This is a genomic window from Thalassiella azotivora (assembly GCF_054781695.1).
On sequence record NZ_BAAGTX010000051.1, the window covers coordinates 1 to 1,587 of the forward strand.

The window sequence follows — 1,587 nt, forward strand, 5'->3', positions numbered from 1 at the left end:
CAGGCGGTCGCCCAGACCCAGGCCGCGATCGAGGAGCTGGCCGCGATGGCCACCGACCTGCGCACCCAGGTCACCCGCTTCACCGTCTGACACACCGGCTCGGGCAGTACCCGAGCGGGCGCACGCCCCGCTCGGGTACCGCCGGACGGTGGACGTGCGGCAGGACCACTCACCCGGGCCCGCGATCCTGCCGATCGGACCGACATGACGACCCCTGCACCCGGCACCGCCCCCGCGGGCGGCCGACGCCGACGCGGCCTGGCGGACCTCAGCATCCGCACGAAGGTCCTCGGCCTGGTGGCCGTCGTGCTTCTCGTCATGTTCGGTGTCGCCGGGACCGGACTGCTGCGGGTCCAGGCGCTGCGGGTCGAGATCGGCCAGATCCGGGTCGAGAACGTCGCGGCGCAGCAGGAGCTGCGCGCCGTGCAGGTCGCCGCCGACGCCGCCCGGACCCACACCCTGCTCGCCGCCGCGGACCCGGCACAGGCCAGTCGCGGTCTGGCCGCCGCGCAGGCGGCGGAGGCCGACGCCCGGACCGCGCTCGGCACGTACGCCGAGGCGGCCGCGCACGAGGGAGCCGGTGACGACGTGCGCGCCGCCCTCGACACCTGGGCCGCCGCCGTCCAGGGCGTCGGGCAGGCCGACGCCGCGGACCTGACCAGCACCTGGACGACGATCCTCGCGCCGGCGGCCGAGGCGCTCGACGCCGCGGTCGCCGACGAGGCCGAGGTCCTCGCCCAGGGCCAGCGCGACCGCGTCGACGCCAGCGAGGCCACGAGCAAGGCGGCCATCCGCCTCGTCGTCGGGCTGCTCGCGTTCGCCCTGGCCGTCCTGACCGTCATCTCGCTGTGGATGGTCCGGCTCATCACCCGCCCCGTCGCGGAGGTCGAGCGCGCGCTCGTCGCGATGGCGGAGGGGGACCTGACCGCCCGCGCCGACGTCCGGTCCCAGGACGAGGTCGGCCGGATGGCCGCCGCGCTCGACCGGGCCCAGCAGTCGCTGCGGCTGCTCGTGGGCAGCGTCTCGGAGTCCGCGACGCAGGTGGCCGGGTCCGCGCAGGAGCTGTCCGTGTCGTCCCAGCAGATCGCGGCGGGGGCGGAGGAGACGAGCGTGCAGGCGGCGGTCGTGTCGGATGCCGCGAACGAGGTCTCACGGCACGTGCAGACGGTGGCTGCGGGGTCGGAGCAGATGGGTGCGTCGATCCGGGAGATCGCGCAGTCTGCGGGTGATGCGGCGCGGGTGGCTTCGCAGGCTGTGTCGGTGGTGGAGTCGACGAACGAGACGGTCTCGAAGTTGGGTGCGAGCTCGTCGGAGATCGGGAACGTGATCAAGGTGATCACCTCGATCGCGGAGCAGACGAACCTGTTGGCGTTGAACGCGACGATCGAGGCTGCTCGTGCGGGTGAGGCGGGTAAGGGTTTCGCGGTGGTGGCCAACGAGGTCAAGGAGCTGGCGCAGGAGACGGCTCGGGCGACGGAGGACATCGCGCGTCGGGTGGAGGCGATCCAGGCTGATACCTCGGGTGCGGTGGACGCGATCGGTCAGATCAGCGAGATCATCACGCGGATCAACGACTACCAGCTGACG

General features: G+C 73.3%; 1 protein-coding gene. It reads left to right on the forward strand.

Annotated elements, in window-relative coordinates; translation table 11 throughout:
- Nucleotides 1–204: 204 nt before the first annotated feature.
- The coding region (locus ACYVQV_RS18940) for a methyl-accepting chemotaxis protein (protein ID WP_461024869.1) at nucleotides 205–1,587 on the forward strand (1,383 nt) is incomplete at its 3' end.